Source organism: Rhodococcus sp. AH-ZY2, assembly GCF_030916465.1.
GTDB lineage: Bacteria > Actinomycetota > Actinomycetes > Mycobacteriales > Mycobacteriaceae > Rhodococcus > Rhodococcus ruber.
Genome location: NZ_CP126458.1, coordinates 897,089 through 917,244, shown reverse-complemented (window position 1 = coordinate 917,244; position 20,156 = coordinate 897,089). Strand labels below are relative to the sequence as shown.

20 protein-coding genes, 1 tRNA gene and 1 pseudogene are annotated in these 20,156 nt (G+C 70.5%); 11 read left to right on the top strand and 11 right to left on the bottom strand.

The genetic code is table 11. From position 1 onward, the window contains the following. Nucleotides 1–44 precede the first annotated feature (44 nt). Together QNA09_RS05285 and QNA09_RS05280 are read left to right on the top strand one after the other, a co-directional pair. A complete protein-coding gene (locus QNA09_RS05285; RefSeq protein WP_119699533.1) occupies nucleotides 45–3,539 on the top strand; it encodes a serine/threonine-protein kinase in 3,495 nt (1,164 codons plus the stop codon). Nucleotides 3,540–3,583: 44 nt separating this feature from the next. After that, nucleotides 3,584–4,600 (top strand): magnesium transporter CorA family protein, encoded by a 1,017-nt coding sequence (locus tag QNA09_RS05280; protein ID WP_048771887.1) that lies wholly within the window; start codon nucleotides 3,584–3,586, stop codon nucleotides 4,598–4,600. A gap of 31 nt (nucleotides 4,601–4,631) precedes the next feature. Here the strand turns inward: QNA09_RS05280 and QNA09_RS05275 are convergent, their stop codons facing one another. After that, the gene (locus QNA09_RS05275) at nucleotides 4,632–4,823 is read right to left on the bottom strand and encodes a hypothetical protein (protein WP_010592900.1); all 192 of its coding nucleotides are present in this window, start codon (nucleotides 4,821–4,823) and stop codon (nucleotides 4,632–4,634) included. 110 nt (nucleotides 4,824–4,933) lie between these two features. Here QNA09_RS05275 and QNA09_RS05270 point away from each other — a divergent pair, with 110 nt between their 5' ends. Beyond that, nucleotides 4,934–5,131 carry a CsbD family protein gene (locus QNA09_RS05270; protein ID WP_003935098.1) on the top strand — a complete coding sequence of 66 codons (198 nt, stop codon included), beginning with the start codon at nucleotides 4,934–4,936 and terminating at the stop codon, nucleotides 5,129–5,131. A gap of 72 nt (nucleotides 5,132–5,203) precedes the next feature. Here the strand turns inward: QNA09_RS05270 and QNA09_RS05265 are convergent, their stop codons facing one another. After that, a complete protein-coding gene (locus QNA09_RS05265; protein WP_119699532.1) occupies nucleotides 5,204–6,700 on the bottom strand; it encodes a DUF4389 domain-containing protein in 1,497 nt (498 codons plus the stop codon). 359 nt (nucleotides 6,701–7,059) lie between these two features. On the opposite strand from QNA09_RS05265, the gene QNA09_RS05260 reads away from it, so the two are divergent. From QNA09_RS05260 to QNA09_RS05240, 5 genes and pseudogenes are all read left to right on the top strand, one after another. Beyond that, nucleotides 7,060–7,203 carry a hypothetical protein gene (locus QNA09_RS05260; protein ID WP_017680289.1) on the top strand — a complete coding sequence of 48 codons (144 nt, stop codon included), beginning with the start codon at nucleotides 7,060–7,062 and terminating at the stop codon, nucleotides 7,201–7,203. Nucleotides 7,204–7,534: 331 nt separating this feature from the next. Further along, nucleotides 7,535–8,236 carry a type 1 glutamine amidotransferase domain-containing protein gene (locus QNA09_RS05255; RefSeq protein ID WP_119699531.1) on the top strand — a complete coding sequence of 234 codons (702 nt, stop codon included), beginning with the start codon at nucleotides 7,535–7,537 and terminating at the stop codon, nucleotides 8,234–8,236. A 4-nt stretch (nucleotides 8,237–8,240) separates the two neighbouring features. Beyond that, nucleotides 8,241–8,670 (top strand): annotated as a pseudogene (locus tag QNA09_RS05250) (glutathione-dependent formaldehyde dehydrogenase); the annotation flags it as partial. A gap of 54 nt (nucleotides 8,671–8,724) precedes the next feature. Continuing rightward, a complete protein-coding gene (locus QNA09_RS05245) occupies nucleotides 8,725–8,877 on the top strand; it encodes a hypothetical protein (protein WP_156525151.1) in 153 nt (50 codons plus the stop codon). A 132-nt stretch (nucleotides 8,878–9,009) separates the two neighbouring features. Beyond that, complete coding sequence (locus QNA09_RS05240; protein ID WP_234420170.1) at nucleotides 9,010–9,171, top strand: hypothetical protein; 162 nt, start codon at nucleotides 9,010–9,012, stop codon at nucleotides 9,169–9,171. A 31-nt stretch (nucleotides 9,172–9,202) separates the two neighbouring features. Here QNA09_RS05240 and QNA09_RS05235 read toward each other — a convergent pair whose 3' ends face one another. From QNA09_RS05235 to QNA09_RS05200, 8 genes are all read right to left on the bottom strand, one after another. Continuing rightward, complete coding sequence (locus QNA09_RS05235) at nucleotides 9,203–9,373, bottom strand: hypothetical protein (RefSeq protein WP_162919285.1); 171 nt, start codon at nucleotides 9,371–9,373, stop codon at nucleotides 9,203–9,205. A 182-nt stretch (nucleotides 9,374–9,555) separates the two neighbouring features. Beyond that, a complete protein-coding gene (locus QNA09_RS05230; RefSeq protein WP_248957469.1) occupies nucleotides 9,556–10,398 on the bottom strand; it encodes a hypothetical protein in 843 nt (280 codons plus the stop codon). A gap of 130 nt (nucleotides 10,399–10,528) precedes the next feature. Beyond that, nucleotides 10,529–10,605 (bottom strand) — tRNA-Leu (locus QNA09_RS05225). Between the two features lie 126 nt (nucleotides 10,606–10,731). After that, nucleotides 10,732–11,688, bottom strand: a complete 957-nt coding sequence (locus QNA09_RS05220; RefSeq protein ID WP_010592907.1) for a Ppx/GppA phosphatase family protein — start codon at nucleotides 11,686–11,688, stop codon at nucleotides 10,732–10,734. Further along, complete coding sequence (locus QNA09_RS05215) at nucleotides 11,685–12,212, bottom strand: DUF501 domain-containing protein (RefSeq protein ID WP_010592908.1); 528 nt, start codon at nucleotides 12,210–12,212, stop codon at nucleotides 11,685–11,687. The genes QNA09_RS05220 and QNA09_RS05215 overlap by 4 nt, the downstream gene beginning before the upstream one ends. Then, the gene (locus tag QNA09_RS05210; protein WP_010592909.1) at nucleotides 12,209–12,871 is read right to left on the bottom strand and encodes a septum formation initiator family protein; all 663 of its coding nucleotides are present in this window, start codon (nucleotides 12,869–12,871) and stop codon (nucleotides 12,209–12,211) included. Before QNA09_RS05210 ends, QNA09_RS05215 begins: the two co-directional genes overlap by 4 nt. A 10-nt stretch (nucleotides 12,872–12,881) precedes the next feature. After that, nucleotides 12,882–14,168, bottom strand: a complete 1,287-nt coding sequence (gene eno / locus QNA09_RS05205; protein WP_017679539.1) for a phosphopyruvate hydratase — start codon at nucleotides 14,166–14,168, stop codon at nucleotides 12,882–12,884. 152 nt (nucleotides 14,169–14,320) lie between these two features. Further along, entirely contained in the window at nucleotides 14,321–15,082 is a 762-nt protein-coding gene (locus tag QNA09_RS05200; protein ID WP_119700280.1) for a lytic transglycosylase domain-containing protein, read from the bottom strand. Nucleotides 15,083–15,221: 139 nt separating this feature from the next. Here QNA09_RS05200 and efeU point away from each other — a divergent pair, with 139 nt between their 5' ends. From efeU to efeB, 3 genes are read left to right on the top strand one after another with little or no spacing between them, the layout of a single operon-like run. Continuing rightward, nucleotides 15,222–16,100 carry an iron uptake transporter permease EfeU gene (gene efeU, locus QNA09_RS05195; protein WP_119699529.1) on the top strand — a complete coding sequence of 293 codons (879 nt, stop codon included), beginning with the start codon at nucleotides 15,222–15,224 and terminating at the stop codon, nucleotides 16,098–16,100. A gap of 29 nt (nucleotides 16,101–16,129) precedes the next feature. Next, the gene (gene efeO, locus QNA09_RS05190; RefSeq protein ID WP_119699528.1) at nucleotides 16,130–17,269 is read left to right on the top strand and encodes an iron uptake system protein EfeO; all 1,140 of its coding nucleotides are present in this window, start codon (nucleotides 16,130–16,132) and stop codon (nucleotides 17,267–17,269) included. Next, a complete protein-coding gene (efeB, locus tag QNA09_RS05185) occupies nucleotides 17,266–18,531 on the top strand; it encodes an iron uptake transporter deferrochelatase/peroxidase subunit (protein ID WP_119699527.1) in 1,266 nt (421 codons plus the stop codon). The genes efeO and efeB overlap by 4 nt, the downstream gene beginning before the upstream one ends. A gap of 33 nt (nucleotides 18,532–18,564) precedes the next feature. Here the strand turns inward: efeB and QNA09_RS05180 are convergent, their stop codons facing one another. Further along, entirely contained in the window at nucleotides 18,565–19,938 is a 1,374-nt protein-coding gene (locus QNA09_RS05180; RefSeq protein WP_119699526.1) for a sugar transferase, read from the bottom strand. Nucleotides 19,939–20,156 lie beyond the last annotated feature (218 nt).

Genomic DNA, 20,156 nt, shown 5'->3' with positions numbered 1-20,156 from the left:
ACCCGGGACTATCCTGGAGGAATCCACGTGAGGTGAGTGCCCCGATGGCCGAGAACGATCCCCTCGCCACCCAGCGAGCCACGGTCTCCCACGCCGCCGCGGCGGAGGACGAGACCGTCGAGGATCTGCGCCTCGCGGGGTTCGCCGACGCAACCGAGATCGGCCGTGGTGGTTTCGGGGTGGTGTACCGGTGCCGGGAGACGGCGCTCGAGCGCACCGTCGCGGTGAAGGTGCTCACCGCCCCGCTCGACGCCGACAACCTCGACCGGTTCCTCCGCGAGCAACGCGCGATGGGCCGGCTCTCCGGGCATCCGCACATCGTCACCGTCCTGCAGGTCGGCACCACCGGCAGCGGCCGGCCCTACCTGGTCATGCACTACCACCCCCACGACTCGCTCGAGGCGCGCATCCGCCGCTACGGGCCGCTGCCGTGGCCGGACGTGCTGCGCATCGGCGTCAAACTCGCCGGCGCGCTCGAGACGGCGCACCGGACCGACGTGCTGCACCGCGACGTCAAACCCGCGAACATCCTGCTCACCCAGTACGGCGAACCGCAGCTCACCGACTTCGGCATCGCCCGAATCGCGGACGGCTTCCGCACCTCGTCGGGCGCGATCACGGGCTCCCCCGCCTTCACCGCGCCCGAGATCCTGGCCGGCGCGCCGCCGACCCCGGCCGCCGACGTCTACGGTCTGGCCGCCACCCTGTTCTGCGCACTGACCGGGCATGCGGCCTTCGAGCGGCGACGCGGGGAACAGGTGGTCACGCAGTTCCTGCGGATCACCACCGAACCGGTCCCGGACCTGCGGGGCACCGGTGTCCCCGAGGAGGTGTGCTCTGCCCTGGAACGCGGCATGGCCACCGATCCGGATGCCCGTCCGCAGTCCGCCGCGGAGTTCGGGGAGTTGCTGCAGCGGGCCCAGGAGCGGGGCGGCTGCGACGTGGACGAGATGGCGCTGCCCGCGGATCCGGACGGACCCGGGCCGCTGCCCGTCCCGGGAACCCCGCACACCACCGGACCCCACCTCACGCCCACCTCGATCACCACGCCGCCGGTGCCGGTGACCCGGTTCCGGCCGCACGCCGCCAGCCGACCGCTGGTCCCGCGCACCCACCTCATCGACCGGCTGCGCCTCGCCCGCCGCCGCCGCCTCGTCGCGATCCATGCCCCGACCGGATTCGGGAAGTCGACGCTGGCCGCACAGTGGCGGGAGGTCCTCACCGCCGAGGGCGTCGCGGTGGCCTGGCTCGCGGTCGACCGGGACGACAACGACGTCGTGTGGTTCCTCACCCATCTGATCGAGGCGTTCCGGCAGGTGCGTCCGCAGTTCGCCCGCCAGCTGCGGCAGGTGCTCGAGGCCCACGGCGACGACGCCGAACGGTACGTCCTGTCCACCCTCATCGACGAGATCCATCACGAGGAGACCCCGATGGCCTTGGTGATCGAGGACTGGCACCTCGTCACCGCACCGGGAACCGTCGCGGCACTGGACTTCCTCCTCGACCGAGGATGTCATCACCTGCAGCTCGTGGTGACCAGCCGAAGCCGGGCCGGGCTGCCGCTCAGCCGGATGCGGGTCCTCGACGAGCTCGTCGAGATCGACTCCGAGGCTTTGCGGTTCGACGCCGAGGAAGCCGAGGGCTTCCTACGCGACGTGAGCGGCCTCGACCTCGGACTCGAGGACATCCGGGGCCTGACCGAAGTCACCGACGGCTGGGTCGCCGCGCTGCAACTGGTGTCCCTGTCCCTGCGCGACAGCGAGGACCCGACCGATCTGATCGAGAACCTCTCGGGCCGCCACCACGCCATCGGCGAGTTCCTCGCAGACAACGTGCTCGACACCCTCGAGCCGGAGGTGTACGAGTTCCTGCTCGCGACGTCCGTCACCGACGAGATCACCGGCAGCCTCGCCACCGCGCTCACCGGCGACCTGCACGGACAGGCGATGCTCGAGCAGATCGAGGCCCGGGATCTGTTCCTGCGCCGGGTCGACGACGAGGGCAGCTGGTTCCGCTACCACCGGCTGTTCGCGGATTTCCTGCGCCGTCGGCTCGAGCGTGATCATCCCGAACGCGTGGAGCCGCTCCATCGTGCCGCTGCGCAATGGTTCGCACACCAGCACATGCTGCGCGAGGCCGTGGACCACGCGCTCAGCGCCGACGACCAGGAACTCGCCGTCGACATCATCGCCGCCGACGGGATGTTCCTGATCGAGCACTCCCACATGACGACCCTGCTGGCGCTGGTCGCGAAGCTACCGCCCCGCGTGGTGGCCACGCACCCGCGGCTGCAGATGACGGTGGCGTGGGCGAACGCGTTGCTGCAGCGGGCCAACCAGACCCGCACCGCACTCGCGGCGGCGCGGGGATGTTTCAGCTGCTGCAATGCGGCGGCGGAGGACATCGCGGTCCTGCAGGTCGAGGCCGACGTCGTCGAGGGTGTCGTCGCAGTCTCCACCGACCGCATCGCCGACGTGGCGGACAAGGTCGCGCCGTGCCTGGACGATCCGGACGCCTTCCGGCCGTGGGTGGTGTCCGTCGCGGCGAACGTGGCGACCTTCGTGGACATCTACCGGTTCGACTTCGAAGCCGCCCGGCGGCGGCAGCGGTGGGCCGAGCCCTACCACCGCGCCTCCAACGGCCCCTTCAGCCGCGTGTACGGGCAGTGCCTGCTCGGCATCGCGGCCAACGAGCAGCTCGACGTCGCCGCGGCCGAGGGACATTTCCGTGCGGGACTGCGGGCCGCGCGCAAAGTGGGCGGCATCCACACCCACGCCGCGCGGCTGGCCGCCGCCATGCTCGGGGAGCTGCTCTACGAACAGGGCCGGATCACCGAGGCCGAGGCCTTGCTCGACGAAAGTCACGAGCTCGGAACCGAGGGCGGCGTACCGGACTTCATGATCGCCCGGTTCGTCACGGCCGCGCGGCTCAAGTCCCTGCGCGGTGACCGCGTCGCCGCGGCGGCCCTGCTCGACGAGGGAGCGCGGGCCGCCGACGACTATCGGCTGCCGCGACTGCGTGCCCGGGTGGTCAACGAACGCGTGCGGCTCGGCCTGCCGGGGCCGCAGCCCGCCCCGCGACAGATGCCCGATTCCGATGCCCCCGACCCCGACGGCGTCGCCGAGATCACCGCGCAGGTGGAGGACGCCACCGCCATCCGGCTGCTCTACGGCAGCGGCAGGCCCGAGGACGCCGCCGTGGCATGCGAGTGGGCCCGGCTGTGGCACCGCCGCGTCTCCGGACGCGGCCGCCGTCGCGCCGAACTGCAGGCGCTGCGGCTGCTGGTGGCGTGCCTGCACGCCGCCGGACGGATCGAGGAGGCCCAGCACGTGCTGGCCCCCGCCGTGGCGACGTGCGGGCGCCTGGGCATGCTCCGCTACCTCGTCGACGGCGGGGCCCACGTGGTGCCGCTCCTGCCCCTGCTACGCGATCGGCTGCGCACCCTGTTGTGGCCCCCGGACTGGCCGGCCGTGGACGAGGCCTTCCTCGACGAGATGGTGCGGCTGGCGGAGGCCGGCGGCGCGAGCATCGCGCTGTGAACCCGGGCCGCCCCGAACACCCCGGGGTAGGGCAGACTGCGAGCGTGACCGCTGCCGTCCCCGACCACATCCGCACCAGGCTCTGGCGCGACGGACGGCTCGTCGCCGAGAACTACCCGCTTGCGGACGTCTCCGACTACCTCCGGGACGAGACCGCCCTGGTGTGGGTGGATCTGCACGATCCGACGCACCGCGAGCTGACCGACATCGCGGAGGAGCTGGCATTCGATCCGCACGCCGTCGAGGACGTGGTGGCGCACGGGGAACGCACGAAAGTCACCCGCTACTCCACGCACACCTTCCTGACCGTCTACGCCACGTCGCTGGCGTACGGGAGCGAGCCGGCCGACACGCTCGGGTCCCGGCTCGAGACCACGCGGGTCTCGGTGTTCGTGGTCCCACGCGGCCTGGTCACGGTGCACCGGGGTACCGGATTCGACGTCGAGGAGATGGTGCGGCGCTGGGACGACAACGCCGACCTGCTGCGGCACGGCACCGCCGCGCTGCTGCACGGGCTGCTCGACGTCGTCGTCGACGGCCAGTTCGAGGCCATCCAGGGCCTCGACGACGCGATCGAGGAACTCGAGGACGGGCTGTTCGACGAGCGTGCGCACATACGCTCGCTCCAGCGTCGCACCTACCGGGTACGCAAGGAACTCGTCCAGTTGCGCCGTGTCGTCCTGCCGATGCGCGAGGTGGTCGCCGCGGTGATGCGGCACCGGGCCGAGCGGGGCAACTCCGTCGAACTCGACGGCTGGTACAGCGACCTGTACGACCACGTCATCCGCGCGACGGAATGGACCGAATCCCTGCGTGACATGGTCACCACGGTCTTCGAAACGAACCTGTCGCTGCAGGACGCGCAGCTGAACACGGTGATGAAGAAGCTCACGGGGTGGGCCGCGATCATCGCCGTGCCCACCGCGGTGACAGGGTGGTACGGACAGAACGTGCCGTACCCCGGCTTCGGGCAGTGGAGCGGGGTGCTGTCGAGCACCGCGGTCATCGCCGCGTCCGCGGGAACCCTCTACATCGTGTTCAAGCAACGCAACTGGTTGTGACGGACGCCGGGTACGGCACGTGTCTGCTCGGCTACGTGGTTCCTTCGGAGTCGTCGAAGAACCGCCAGTCGTCGTCGCCCTCGACCCTGACCTCCATACGCCAGCCCAGTTCGCTGTTGTCGGCCTTGGAGTCCACGAACCAGGCGTGCGCGTCGTCCGCGCTCTCGATGTCCTTGGTCGCCACCACTTCGCCCTTGGGGTCGATCACTCGGTATGTAGCCATGCCGGGGGCTTTCCCCGGCGATCCGGCACTCAAACCCGAGCCCCCAGGATTGGCATGGCCGGGGCCGGGGTATCCGGGGATGGAAGTGACCACGGACGAAGGAGGATGAAGTGGCTGATTTCATCGACAAGGCCAAGCACAAGGCCGAGGACGTCACCGGTCAGGCCAAGGAAGGCGCCGGCCGCGCGACCGGCGACCGCGACCTCGAGGCCGAGGGCCGGGGCGACCAGGCGTCGAGCGGTCTGAAGCAGGCGGGCGACAAGATCTCCGATGCCGCCGGCAAGGTCAAGGACTCGTTCAAGAAGTAGCGCCGCGGCGCGCAAGCACGCGCGTGGCCCCGTCGACCCCGTCGACGGGGCCACGGCTCGTTTCCGGGGCCGTCAGCGTCCCTCCCCCGGCCGTGCCTGCTCCCCGGAGGTCGCGTTGCCGTACTGCTCCTTCGACAGCGGAATCTGCGTTCGACCGGGTTCCGGTGAGAGGTCGTCGCGCGGCCCGGCCAGCGGCGCGTACTCGTGCAGTTCCCGGGGGCCCTGGTCGAGCCGGAACGGCGGGTACTCGTCGCGCAGCAGCGCCGCGTAGGCCCACACCCGGAAACGCCAGCGGTTGATGCCCACGACGAGATCGAACACCCCGCTCGGGTAGCGGGCGGTGAACAGCAGGGCGATCGCCGCGACGAGCACGAGAATGCCGAGCAGGGACCACGAGTAGGTCCACGCCGCGTCGTCCCAGTCGCCTGAGGTCGCGGTGGCCCCGCCTCCGACGAGCACGGCGAGGATCAGGTAGTGCGGGACGGCGAGCAGCCACCACTTGACCAGCACCAGTCCCCGGGAGAGACGTTCCGGATAGGGGACGTCGAAGTCGGCGGGGTAGTCCGTGCGATGCAGGCTGAAGGGCGGATACCGGTCGGTGCCCAGCGCCGAGTAGGTGTAGAACCCCACCCGCCACCACCACCGCATCACGCCGACGTTGAAGTCGAACAGCGCCCGCGGGTAGCGGCCGGTGAACAGGATCGCGAAGCCCGCGACGACGGTCGTGACGAAGTGCGCGATCGCGAGGAAGAAGAGCACGATGTAGTGCGGGATCGCCAAGAGCCACTTCACGAGCCACAGCCAGCGCGACGGCGAGTCCGGGTCGCCGCGCAACATCACCGGGTAGGTGCCCGGGGCGACGGCGGCCGGCGGCGGAGCGTGCGCCGAGGGCGGACCGTGCCGGCCGAGCCCCACCGCGCCGAGGACGAGCAGCGGAACCCCGATCACGAGCAGGACGAGAGCACTGACGAGCAGCCACAGCGCGAGGGGTCCCAGGAACGGGAACTGGGCGCCCGCCTGCAGGTCCACGACGACGCCCGGGGTGGCGTCGGCGTTCATCACGACGATCGACCACACCCCTTCCTGGAAGTCCCAGCGCAATTCCTGTGTCCCGGGTCCGGCAGCCGACGCGGCCCAGAAGTCCTCGTCACCGGGCACCCGGGCGGGATCGTCGCCGGGGATCTCGCGGTACTCGGCGCGGAACGGCTCGAACCGGACGTCGGTGAGTTCGGCGTGTGCGACTCCGGACAGGAAGGCGTCGACCTCCCGCTGCGGGCCGATACCGACGAACACCGGGCGTCCGGGATCCTCCGATGCCGCACGCAACCTGAGCCGGCCGAAGTCCTCGGCGCCGAAACCGGTGGGCGTGTCGTCGAAGACCAGGTCGATGCGTTCGGAGACGAGCGCGCTCGAGTCGGTGCGGTAGCGCTCGGTGGGAGCGGTGAACCAGCCGTCGTCACGCTGGACGAAGTACCCCCAGCCGAGCACCCCCGCGGCGGCGAGCAACGCCAGTCCGAGCATCGACAGCAGGACACCAACCACGAACATGACGATCTTGCCGGCCTTCATAGCGGCCTCCGATTCGGAGTGTCGTACACGCGGTCTGCACTCACCGTAGACGCGACCGAACCGGACGAACAAGGCTTTGCCCCACCTCGCCCGCACCGCACCCCCGCGACACGTCACGCACAGGTTCCGTGCGCGTAACGCATCGGCCATCCGACGGCGTGTAGGGTGAGGGCATCGACGACACGTCTCGGTCGATCGCTTCCGATCGGGCGAGTACAGCGTGATTTCGGTCGAGCACCACCCACCGAGCCCTGCCCCGGAACTGCCGTACCCGCATACCGGGTGCGGGTGTAGCGGCGGCAGCGTCGGGATACCACAGCTACGCTGCCCGACACGGTTCGCCGGCCCGAAAGGACATCATGCACAACGAAACCGAGTTCCAGACGCCGCTCTTCGTCGAGCCCACCACTCCCGGCGACGAGGGCAGCACCGAGCCCGTCGCGACCTCGCAGCCGCCGAGCGGTCCGTACGACTACACCACCATCTTCTCCGCGCGCGCCTGAACGCCAGCCGTATCGTTCCGGACTGCGGGATGGCATGCCCGCCAGACGATCCCGGCACCGCGCCCGCACCGGACGACCCGTGCGGCCGGACCGCCACCCGGTGGCGTAGAGTGGACCTCGGCCGGAGGGGAAGACCCGGCCACGCGAACGCCCCGGCTCCGTGCCGGGGCGTTCGTCATTCCGGGCGCCGCCCGCGGTGACGAACAGGACGGGCGCCGCCCGCAGTGACGAACAGGACGGGCGCCGCCCGCAGTGATTGGAACCGGCCGGGAACGGGAACGCACCCTGCGGGTCGCCCCACGGCCCGCTCCCGACCGGAAGGATTGATCACATGACCGAGGTGCTGTTCGTCGTGACCGGAGCCGATCACTGGACGCTCGCCGACGGGACGCAACACCCGACGGGATTCTGGGCCGAGGAACTGATCGAGCCGTACCGGGTGTTCACCGATGCCGGCTTCCGTCTCACGTTCGCCACGCCGGGCGGCCGCAGCCCGGCCGTGGACGAGGCCAGCCTCGCGCCCGACGCCACCGGCGGCGAGGACCGCAGCGACGAGCTGCGGCGGGCCCTCACGGAGCTGAAGCCGGTCCTCGATTCGCCCGCCGTGCTCGAGGACGTGCGCGCCGAGGACTACGACCTCGTGTTCGTCCCGGGCGGGCACGGCCCGATGGAGGACCTCGCCGTGTCCGAACCGTTCGGCAGGCTGCTCGCGGAGTTCATGGCCGCCGGCAAGCTCGTCTCCGTCGTATGCCATGCTCCCGCAGCGTTGTTGCCCGCACGAGGTGCCGACGGCGGCTGGCTCTTCGACGGGTACCGGATGACCGGCTTCACCAACGAGGAGGAGACGCAGGCCGGGCTCGCCGAGAAGGCGCCGTGGCTGCTCGAGGACCGCCTCCGCGAGAGCGGCGCCCGATTCGACGCGGGACCGGCATGGGAATCACACGTGGTCGTCGACCGCAGCCTCTACACCGGGCAGAACCCGGCGTCGTCGCGGGCGGTGGCCGAGCGAGTGGTCGAGGCGACGAAGAGTTAGCCCCTTCGGCGCCCGAGGACTCTCGGAGGGCGGATCGGACACCCTGTGGTTCACAGCCGGACGCGTGATCGTGATCGATCCCCTCGACTACCGACTCGCGAAGACGCGCACGTTCGCGCACGCCGAGATGTACAACCCTGAACTGGGCGATCGACTCGGTCCGCAAGGCCGGGACGATCCCGGTGATGGGCGCGTACGGCTCGACGTTCAGCGCCGTGAAGTTCGGGGACTCCATGGACAAGGGACTGACGCTGCGGATGAACCAGTGCCCGGTCGAGCGTCGATCGCCACGCTTGTCCGAGCACATCCGTAACGGTTACCTCAACCCGAAAGAGGTTGTCACGCAAAGAATCCCACGCGAACACATCGCGGAGGCCTATCACATCATGCCGGCCGAGCTGGACGACTGCATCAGGAATCGTCTCTGCTCGTAACCGCCGGCGGGACTACGCCTTGCAGACATACCGGACATCCGGTTTCCTGTAGCTGTGCGCTGCCCGTGGAAGTGGAACAAGGACGAACCGCTCTTCGGTGACCCCGAGGCCCCGCGCGGCATGGTGGCGATCGTCGCCGTCGTCGTCGCGGTCGTCGTCTCGGCGACAGTGCTGTTGCTGCTGGCCTCGGGCGGGACGCTGCGCTGAGACTGCGGCGGAAGACTCGCCGGCGGCCGTCGTGCCACCCCTCCCCTGCGTTCCGGGCGTCGTATTCGGCCGAATGCGGCCCGAAGGGAATGTTCGCCTGGAACGATTCCGGGTGTGAAGCACTTTCGGATTGTGGACCGAGACGGTGCCGTCATCGACCAGCAGTCGTTCGAGACCCAGGACGAAGCCCTCGCATGGGCGCACACCCACCCGCGGTCGGGAGCCCCGGAATGGACGCTGGAGGAACAGGTCGGGCACGACTGGGAGAAACGGGAGAACCGGGAGCGGTCCTGACCCGACCGGTCGGGACCGTCCCGGCCGTGGATCACCCCTTCTGACGCTTCGCCCAGGTCAGCAGAAGCTTCGGCTCTCCGGGATCGGAAGAATCGAGTTCCAGCGTGGCGTCTTCGGGAGCGCCCGCGAGGAAGGCCCGGACGATACTCATCGTGACCGGCGTCGTGAGGGACAGAACGGCACTTTCGGATTCGTTCGACATGTTCCGAACGTATCGTCATCGCGGACCCCGTGCCGGGTGGGAAGAGCGATCGAACTACCCGACGGCAACTGGATCGGTGGCGTGTCGTCGGTTCTCCCCGCCTGACGACGTGTCCTGCCGAACCCTCCCGGATGCCGTGAGCGGTTCGCCGCTTCCGCCGGGTCTCTGCTCGACGGGCCCCGTCAGGGAGTCAACGCCCGGCAATCGTCGAGCTGAGCGGGGGGCTGTCCACCGCCCCGTTCCCGGCTGTCGTCCTGGACGACCGTGCCGACGTACCGATTGGTGAACGGGATCTGGTCGGCCTCCACGGTCCCCTGCAGCACGATCCTGCCATTGACCCTGGCCGTGTACCGGTTCCCGTCGGCACGCAGCTCGACGACCGCGCCTTCGGGGAACTTCGACGTGGACGCGTACTGCGGCGTCCCCGCGGCGGGAGCGAATCCGTTCGGGCTGGAAGGATCCTCGTAGTACAACGCCATCATGCTCTCGGTGAACGCGAACTGCACACCGGTGTCGACACCGGGATTGGCACGCACCACCGGACCGATCGACGAGTGCTCCGGGTCGCGTCCGTTCCAGCGGACCACACACCGCATCACCTGCGTCTCGCTCGGCATCGGCTCACTCCAGAACGCGAGACTCAGCGGGGTCGACGGAGTCCCCCGGCCGTCGAGATGACCGTTCACGATCTTCAGGGTGCCGCCCCCGTGGGTGATCCAGTTCGGGCCGAGCGGACCGTCCGGACGATCGAAGTCGTCGGCCGCACGCAGGACCAGCGGAGCCGGTGCGCGGCGGATGCCCTCGACCCCCTCGTCGGCGGTGGCCACGAGCGGGGAGGCTGCCATCCCTGGAATCGGAGCGAACTCCGGCGCGGAGGCGCGGACCTGTTCGTCGGCGGTACCCGGATCCGCGGCGGCGAGGGGTGAGACTCCGGTTGCGAGGGCCAGCGACCCCCACACGATGCCGAGCCGCACTGCACCCCTCCGGACGGACGCGCCCAGGCGATCGTTTGGTTCGGTAAGCACACAGGGCATTGTAGGGACGGAAGTCGCGGCTGCCAGTGATGCCCGTCACGGCCCCCGCCCTCGGTCCCGGAACGGCGGGCGGGAGCCGCGGCGGACGCGCTGGTCGCGTCGCTCCCGGACAGCCGTTCTGTGGTGCCCCCAGTCGGACTCGAACCGACACTCGGCGGATTTTAAGTCCGCTGCCTCTGCCAATTGGGCTATGGGGGCGCAGAAAGAGAGTAGAGCGTGGTACCTCGGCGCCCGCAGCCGCGTCGCGCCCAGGCATCCGCGGCGACGATCGTCGCCGCGGACGGCTGGGCGCGGAGCGGCTGTCGGCTGAGGTGCCGCGGCTGCCTACGCGATCGACAGAGCGATTCCGTCGAGGATGTCGTGCTCGCTCACGACCAGCTCGCCGATGCCCGCGCGACGAGCGAGTTCGTCGGCCAGCACCGTCGTGACGACGGCTCCGCCGCCGATGACGTCGACCCGTCCGGGGTGCATCGGGCCGAGCGCAGCGCGTTCGTCGTGCGTGGCGGCGAGCAGGCCGTCGCACACCTGGCGCAACCGGTCGAAGCCGACGGTGGACAGGTGCACCCGCTCGGGGTCGTACTCCTCGAGCTCGTTCGCGAGCGCCGCGATCGTGGTCATGGTGCCGGCGACGCCGACCCAGGTGCGGGCCTGCTCCACCGGCACGTGGGCGAGCGCCTCGGTGATCTTCTCCCCCGCGAACGTGCGGGCCGCCGCGACCTGCTCGGCCGTGGGCGGATCGTCGTGCAGGCACCGCTCGGTCAGGCGCACGCATCCGATGTCCGTGGAGTAGGCGGCATGCACGCCGTCCGCGTCGCCGAGCACCACCTCGGTGGATCCGCCGCCGAGGTCGACGACGACGAACGGCCCTCGTGACGGATCGAGTTCGCCGACGGCACCGGTGAAGGACAGCCGCGCTTCCTCGTCGCCGGAGATGACTTCGGCCTCGGCACCGGCGATCACCGCGCCGAGGACCTCGCGGGTCATGGCGAAGAAGTCGTCCCGGTTGGCGGCGTCGCGGGTGGCGGACGTGGCCACCATCCGCACCGCCTGCGCCCCGGTCTCGCGGACGAGCCCGGCGTATTCGACGAGGGCGACGCGGGTGCGTTCGATCGCCTCGGGAGCGAGGCGGCCGGTCGCATCGACGCCCTGCCCGAGCCGCACGACCCGCATCAACCGGGTGACGTCCGTGAGCCGGCCGTCGTCGTCGAGATCGGCGATGAGCAGGCGGATGGAGTTGGTGCCGCAGTCGATCGCCGCGACGCGGCGGGTACCCGCGGTCACTCGCTCTGCCCTCGCAGTTCGGCGTAGGTGGGCCAGTCGACGGGGATCGCGGTGCCGCGTAGGCCGGCGTCGGCGGCAAGGGCGACGGCCTCGTCACCGAACGGGTTCACGCCCGGTCCCTTGGCGAGGGAGTGCGCGATGAGTACGTGCAGGCATTTGACGCGGTCGGGCATGCCGCCGCCGCTGAAGTCGGTGCCGAGCGATTCGATCGCGTCGCGTTCGGCGAGGTAGGACTCGTGGGCACGGCGGTACGCGGCCGCGATCGCCGGGTCCGCGGCGATCCGCTCGGTCATCTCCTTCATGACCCCACCGGATTCCTGCCGGCTGGCCTCGGCGGTGAGCCGCGGATCGGTGAGGTAGAACAGCGTCGGGAACGGCGTGCCGTCCGGCAGCTTGGGCGCGGTCTTCACCACGCCGGGGGCGCCGTCCGGGCAGCGGTAGGCGATCGCGAGAACGCCACGCGGAGCCCGCCCGAGCTGGGCGGCGACGGCGTCGAGGTCTTCCTGTGCGACGGGATCGGTCACCCGGTCGGTTCTCCTGGTTCTGGGGGCGCCACCGGCATCTGCCGCGGCACCGGGGCGGGTTCGGGTTCTGGCGCGGGTACGGACACCGACTGCCACAGGTCGCTGTACCAGGCGCCGGTGGAGGGCAGCTCCTCGGCCTGTTCGGCGACCGGTTCCTGGTAGTCGCCGGGCAGTTGCACCTGGTAGGGAGTCTCGCCGGGCATGACGAACCGCAGCCGTTCGCGGGCCTGGGCGCGGATCCACGCCGGGTCCTCGATCTGCGCCTTCTGTTCGCGCAGCGCCGCGATCTCCTGCTCGAGCTGCGCCCGTTCCGCGGCGACCCGCTCGGCCTCGGAGCGCTGGCTGACGTACGTGCGCAGCGGAACCGCGAGGGTCAGGGCGAGCCCGCACACCACGAGGGCGAGGACGACGGCACGGCCGGTGGACAGGCCGAAGAAGGTGCGCTCGGGGCGGGCGGCCCGGGATTCGCGCGGCGTCCCGACCCGGGTGGGCCGGGCCCGGCCCCCGGTGCCTCCGGCGCGGGCGCCTGCGGCGTCGGCGGGTGGTTCCGTCGAGGCGGTCGGTCCGGCCGGGCGGGCCCGGCTGGGCCGCCGAGCGCCTGGCGCACCCTCGGTGCGGGTGCGCCGGGCGCCGGGCCGGGACCTACCGCGCTGGCTCATGCGGGTGCGCTCAGCCCTCGATGCTGAAACGCGGGAACGCCAGTTCGCCGGCGTACCGGGCGGCGTCGCCGAGCGACTCCTCGATGCGCAGCAGCTGGTTGTACTTGGCGACGCGCTCGGAACGGGCCGGGGCACCGGTCTTGATCTGGCCGCTGCCCACGGCGACGGCGAGGTCCGCGATGGTGGTGTCCTCGGTCTCGCCGGAGCGGTGGCTCATCATCGACTTGTACCCGTTGCGATGCGCGAGATCGACCGCGTCGAGGGTCTCGGTGAGGGTGCCGATCTGGTTCACCTTCACGAGCAGCGCGTTGGCGGCACCCTTGACGATGCCTTCCTCGAGGCGCTCGGGGTTGGTGACGAACAGGTCGTCGCCGACCAGCTGCACCTTGTTGCCGATCTTGTCGGTCAGCGCGACCCAGCCGTCCCAGTCGTCCTCGCTCAGCGGGTCCTCGATGGACACGAGCGGGTAGGCGGAGAGCAGCTCGTCGTAGAAGTCGGCGAGCTCGTCCGCGGTGCGGTCCTTGCCCTCGAACTTGTAGCCGGTGCCCGCGGTGTAGAACTCGGTGGCGGCGACGTCGAGCGCCAGCGCGACATCCGTTCCGAGCTTCAGGCCGGTCTTGGCGACGGCCTCGCTGATGAGGTCGAGGGCCTCCTTGGTGCCGGCGACGTCGGGCGCGAATCCACCCTCGTCACCGAGGCCGGTGGCCAGGCCGCGGCTCTTGAGCACGGACTTGAGGGCGTGGTACACCTCGGCGCCCCAGCGCAGGGACTCCTTGAAGGTGGGGGCGCCGATCGGGGCGACCATGAACTCCTGCACGTCGACACCGGTGTCGGCGTGGGCGCCGCCGTTGAGGATGTTCATCATCGGCACGGGCAGGATGTGGGCGTTCGGGCCGCCGAGGTAGCGGAACAGCTCGAGGCCGGAGGACTCGGCCGCGGCCTTGGCGACGGCGAGGGAGGCACCGAGGAGCGCGTTGGCTCCGAGCCGGCCCTTGTCGGGGGTGCCGTCGGTGTCGAGGAGGGCCTGGTCGACGGTGCGCTGTTCGGTCGCATCGAGGCCGATGATCGCCGGCGCGATCTCGCCGAGGACGCCCTCGACGGCCTGCTCGACGCCCTTGCCCAGGTAGCGCTCGCCGCCGTCGCGCAGCTCGACGGCCTCGTGCTCACCGGTGGAAGCACCGGAGGGCACCGCAGCGCGGGCGAAACTTCCGTCGTCGAGCAGCACCTCGACCTCGACCGTGGGGTTACCACGCGAATCGAGGATCTCGCGGGCTCCTACCTGCTCAATGATGGCCACTGGCTGATTCTCCTTCGATGGACTTCACGCTGCGGGGTCTGCACGCTGGGGACAGCCTAACCGCCCCGACCTGCGCCCGAAGCACGGCGCGCCCCGCGGTGGCGGCCACCGGCGGGTTGCCGGTGGCGAGGCGGACGGATCGGACAGTCGCGTCAGGGCTGACGGCCCACCCCGTACGCGGCGGCGCGGTCGCGCACCAGGGCGAGGTACTCACCGGAAAGGTTGTAGGCCATGAGGGCGCGCGTCCACCCCTCGGCGGTGGTGAGGTCGCCTCCGCGGTCGCACAGGTAGCGCCCGGCGGACAGGGCCGCGTCGTCGATGTTGTCGGGATCGGCGACGCCGTCGCCGTTCGCGTCCACGCCCCAACGGGACCAGGTCTCGGGAATGAACTGCATGGGCCCGACGGCCCGGTCGAGAACCGGATCACCGTCGAGGCGGCCCCCGTCGGTGTCGCGGATCTCGGCCAGTCCGGGCCCGCCGTCGAGGGGCACGCCGCGGATCGGCGGGTCGACGCGGCCGTCGGGGGTGATGGCGGCGCCGTTGTACCGGCCGTGCCGGCTCTCGACGCTTCCGATGCCGGCGAGGGTCGTCCAGGCGAGACCGCAGTCGGGGCGTGCGGCGGCGAGGACGGCGGCGGCATGACCGTAGGCCTCGAGCGCGGTGCGGGGTATGCCGAGTGCCTCGGCCTGCGGCGCGGCCCAGTCCCGCAACTGATCGGCGGTGCGGCCGGGGGCGTCGACGTCGATCGCCGGGACGGCGGTGCCGGGTGCGGGTGGGACGCCGTCGGGGATCGGGATGCGCGGCTCGCGTGGGCTCCAGACGGCAACGCCGACGACCACGAGGATCACCGCGGCAACGGCGCCCAACAGGACGCGCGGCCACGGGGAGCGTCGCGGCGAGGCGGCAGGGGGCATGGTTCCCATCATCCATATCGCCGGCAAAGCGCAGGTAAAGAGACCAAGGTCTCTGTTGCCGATGTCCCGACCGGGTGTATGTTTTCGGCTTGCGTCACCTAATTCAGGGTCGCCTCACCTAACTATTGGAGTCGTGTCCATGTCCGTGCTTGCCGCGAGTTCCGGGGCCCCGTCGATCGCCACCCAGCTGACGGGTTCGGGGCTCATCGGCCTCCGCGAAGGGCTCGAAGCGGGCATCGTCGTGATGATCCTCGTCGCCTTCCTCGTCAAGTCCGAGCGCCGCGACGCGCTGCGGTGGGTATGGCTCGGCGTCGGCACTGCCGTCGCCATGGTTGCCGCGACGTTCGCGATCATCCATCTCGGCACCACCACCCTCACCGGGCTCGCCGCCGAAGTCGCCGCGGGCCTCGCCTCGCTCGTCGCGGTGGTGATCGTGACCGCCATGGTGCTGTGGATGCGCACCGCATCGCGGTCGATCTCGGGCGATCTGCGCGCCGGGATGGAGAAGGCACTGCTCGCAGGACCGGCCGCGGTACTGACCCTGTCGTTCTTCGCGGTCGGCCGTGAAGGCCTGGAAACCGCGCTGCTGATGGTCGGGTATGCCGAGAACACCGCCGGCAGCGCGTGGCCGCTCGTCGGCCTGCTCCTCGGGCTCGGCGTGGCCGCCGTCCTCACGGTCCTGATGTACCTCGGGGCGATCCGGATCGACATGGCCCGCTTCTTCCGGTACACGGGGGTCTTCCTGGTCGTAGTCGCCGCCGGCATCCTGGCCTACGGCCTGCGCGCCCTCCAGATCGGCGGTGTCCTGCCCGGCGGCTCCACTCTCGTCTTCGACATCTCGGCCCACTACGACGCCGGCAGCTGGTACGGAACCGTGCTGGCCGGCATCTTCAACCTCCGCCCGGATCCCACGATCGTGCAGGCCGTCGCGTGGGTGAGCTACCTCGCCGTCGTCCTGTCCCTGTTCCTGCGTCCCGTCGCGCCGGTGCGCACGGCCGAACCGGCCGTCGCCGCCTGACCCCCTCCTGTTCGAAAGGCACCGATCACATGCGCCGATCCACGTACGCCCTCGCGGCGGCAGCGGCCCTGCCCCTCGCTCTGGCGGGCTGCACCGAGAAGTCGACCGCAGCCGACGACTCGATCGCCGTCACCGCCACCGACAACGCGTGCGACGTCGCGGCAGAGGAGGGCACGACCGGGCACTCCTCCTTCAGCATCACCAACAACGGAACCAAGGTCACCGAGTTCTACGTGTTCGCCGCCGGCGACCGGGTGATGGGCGAGATCGAGAACATCGGTCCCGGACTCACCCGGCAGCTGATCGTGAACCTGCCCGAGGCCGGCACCTACGAACTGTCCTGCCGCCCCGGGATGGTCGGGGACGGCTTCCGGCACGAATTCGTGGTCACGGGTGATTCCAAGGCCGCCACCGACGCCGACGGCAAGCTCGCCGAGGCCGGGGACGGTTACCGCCGGTACATCCGTAGCCAGACCGAGGCGCTCGTCTCCGCCACCGGCGAGTTCGTCGCCGCCGTGAAGGCGGGCGACGTCGACGAGGCCAAGCGGCTGTTCCCGATCAGCCGCACCTACTTCGAACGGATCGAACCCGAGGCGGAGAGCTTCGGCGACCTCGATCCCCGGATCGACCTGCGTGAGGCCGATCTCGAGCCCGGTCAGGCGTGGACCGGCTTCCACCGGCTCGAGAAGGACCTGTGGGTGCAGGGCGCCCAGCCCGACACGGCCGCGATGGCCGATCGACTCGCCGCCGACGTCCAGGAGCTGGCCGATCTGGTGAATGCCGACGACTACACGGTCGATCCGACCAAGATCGCCGGCAACGCGCAGGGTCTGCTCGACGAGGTCTCGACCTCGAAGATCACCGGCGAGGAGGACATCTTCTCGCACACCGACCTGTGGGACTTCCAGGGCAACGTGGACGGCTCCCAGGCCGCGGTCGCGGCCCTGCGCCCGATCCTCGACGCGAACGACCCGCAGCTGGCGCAGGCCATCGACGCCCGCTTCGCCGATCTGGACGCCGCGCTCGCGCAGTACCGGCAGGGTGACGGCTTCGTCTCCTACGACACGGTCACGGAGTCGCAGCGCCAGGAGCTCTCCCGCCTGCTCGACGCACTCTCGGCCGAGGTGAGCAAGGTGCAAGGCGTCGTCGCGGGGGCAGCGGGCGCATGAGCGAGACGCCGAGCTCCGCACCCGCGTCCCGCGCGGGCATCTCCCGCCGGCGCCTGTTCGGTGCCGTCGGCGCCGGCGCCGCGCTCGCCGGGGCGGGCGCGGTGGTCGGCCGGGTCACCGCTCCCGGCACGGACGCCGGCCCCGCCGGCACCGTCCCGTTCCGGGGTGCACATCAGGCCGGGATCGTCACCCCCGCCCAGGACCGCATGCACTTCGTCGCCTTCGACGTCACCACCGACGACCGGGACGAGATGATCGCGCTGCTGAGGACGTGGACGGAGATGGCCGAGCGGATGACCGCCGGTCACGAGGCCACCGAGGACGGCGCCACCGGCGAGGGCCCCTACCATCCGCCCACCGACACCGGTGAGGCCCTGGACCTCGACGCCTCCCAGCTGACGCTGACCATCGGGTTCGGACCGTCGTTCTTCGGGCGGTTCGGATTGTCCGATCGCAAACCTGCTGCGCTGCAGGATCTTCCGCACTTCCCGGCGGACAATCTCGATCCCGCGCGCAGCGGCGGCGACATCGCGATCCAGGCGTGCGCCAACGATCCACAGGTCGCGGTGCACGCCGTCCGCAATCTGGCACGCGTCGCGTTCGGCACCGCGTCGGTGCGCTGGTCGCAACTCGGCTTCGGCCGCACCTCGTCGACCTCCACGTCGCAGCAGACACCGCGGAACCTGTTCGGATTCAAGGACGGAACCAACAACCTCAAGGCCGAGGATCCCGCGGCACTCGCCGAATCGGTCTGGGTCGACACCGACGACGACCAGCCCTGGCTGGCCGGCGGCACCTACCTGGTGGCGCGACGGATCCGCATGCTCATCGAGCAATGGGACCGGGCAGTACTGCAGGAACAGGAACAGGTGATCGGCCGCACCAAGCGCGAGGGCGCTCCGCTCGGGAAGACCGGCGAGTTCGACGAACTCGATCTCGAGTCCAAGGGGCCGGACGGGCCGTTCGTCCCCGTCGACGCGCACGTGCGGCTCGCGTCGGCCCAGCACCTGGGCGGACTGAAAATCCTGCGCCGGGGATACAACTTCACCGACGGTTCCGACGGCTTCGGCCACCTGGACGCCGGCCTGTTCTTCATCGCGTTCTGCCGCAACCCGCTCGAGCAGTTCGTGCCGATGCAGCGCGAACTGGCACGGCGGGACGCACTCAACGAGTACATCCAGCATGTGGGGTCGGCGGTGTTCGCGTGCCCGGCCGGGCCGGCGCCGGGCGAGTACTGGGGGCAGGCGCTCTTCGAAGCGTGAACGAGACGGAGAGAAGGGGCGCGTCGCGGGAACTCAGTAAGCGCCGTCGCTGTGCAGCACGGCACGCAGGGTCCTGCGCAGGATCGACAGATCGAGCGCGAAGGTCCAGTTCTCGACGTACCGCAGGTCGGCCCGCACCGACTCCTCCCAGCTCAGGTTGCTCCGGCCGCTGACCTGCCACAACCCGGTCAGCCCCGGCTTCACGAACAACCGTCGGCGCGCGCCGTCCTCGCCGTAGCACGCCACTTCGCACTCGAGCGGAGGTCGTGGGCCGACCAGCGACATGTCGCCGGTGACCACGTTGAACAACTGCGGCAGCTCGTCGAGCGAGTACCGGCGGATGACGCGGCCCACCCGCGTGATCCGGGGATCCTCCCGCATCTTGAACAGGATCCCGTTGCCGTCGCTGCGGTCGGCCAGCTCTGCGAGGCGGTCCTCCGCATCGACCACCATGCTGCGGAACTTGAACATCGTGAACGTGCGCCCGTCCCTGCCGACGCGGGTCTGCCGGAAGAGCACGGGACCTGGGCTCGTGACCCGAATGGCCAGGGCAATGGCCAACAGGAGCGGCGCCAGCAGCACCACGATCGCGAGGGCGGCGACCCGGTCGAAGATGTTCTTCACCACCCAGGCCGGGCCGACGTAGCGAGGAGCGCTGAGCTGGAGCAGCGGCAGCCCGGCGAGCGGTGCCATGTGCAGACGCGGCCCCACCAGGTCCATGAGGACCGGAGCCATCAGCAGATCGGCACCCGTACGCTCCAGATCCCAGCTGAGTCTGCGGGTCTTCGAATGAGTCCAGCCGCTCGACGGCAGCAGGGCGACCGCCTGGAACTCGTGCAACTGGGCGATTCCGACGATGTCGTCCTCGGTCCCCAGCACCGGCACGTCGTCGACGGCGAGCGGGAGCGCCTCGTCCGACTTCGTGACCGGCAGGCAGATTCCGTCCATCTGCCATCCCGCATCGCGGAACTCCTCCGCTCGGGCAAGCAGCTCGTGCACCTCCAGGGTGTCACCCGCGATCAGGACCGATCGCACGAAGCGTCCCCGCCGCCGGCGGCTGCGCACGAAGCGACGCAGCAGCAGACGGGCACCGAGCGTCGCGACAGCGGCCAGCGGTAGTGCGCCGAAGACCCAGGACTGACCGCTCGCGGTCCCCCACGCGTAGCCGGCCACGGCCAACGTCGCCATGGCGAGCACGTACGCCCGGCCGACTCGGCGCAGCTCCTCGACGCCGGCACCCAGAACCCTTACATCCCAAGCCCTCTGGATCGCAAGGCTCGACATCGCGGCGACCGGGACCACGGCGACGACGGCGAGCGTCTGCCCCGTGGGAATCTCCGGCGGGTGATAGCCGAAGGTGATCGCCAGGTCGGCCACCAGGATGCAGAGCAGGTCGCAGCACAACACCAGAACCGTGTACCGGCGCTCCCACCGGGGCCTCGGAACAGGGTCCGGGGCGCAAAGCCCCGGCAGGCTCCGCCCCGCGTCCGACCGCGTGGCACCTGGGCGGTCCACCGTGGTCCGGAGTGTGGCGCCACCCGCACCGGCGACGGCGGGGTTCATCTCGCGGTTCCGCATCGAAGTCATCCCCATTTCGGAGTCGAGGAGCCTCGGACCCCATAAAA